Genomic DNA, 230 nt, shown 5'->3' with positions numbered 1-230 from the left:
GCGGCCTTAGCCAACCGATCCCAAATGGCCCGTTTACCACCAAATTTTCCGAGATCATGCCAGTTCCAAAACTCGGCAACAACAGCGTGTAGGTCCAAATAACAAATCCAACCGTCAACCCGGCGAACGCACCTGGCCTGGTTGCACCGCGCCAGAATATCCCGCCGATTAAAACGGGCAGAAACTGCGCAACCCCTGCGAATGAAATCAGACCAATTGAGGCCAGCGCC

General features: G+C 54.8%; 1 protein-coding gene. It reads right to left on the bottom strand.

The features are described 5' to 3' along the window. The coding region (locus NXS07_RS21510; RefSeq protein ID WP_258087708.1) for a hypothetical protein at nucleotides 1–230 on the bottom strand (230 nt) is incomplete at both ends.

This window comes from Xenorhabdus bovienii, from assembly GCF_024721015.1.
Lineage (GTDB): Bacteria > Pseudomonadota > Gammaproteobacteria > Enterobacterales > Enterobacteriaceae > Xenorhabdus > Xenorhabdus bovienii.
Note: the sequence above shows the minus strand (reverse complement) of the source record. Positions and strands in the feature narration are given on the sequence as shown.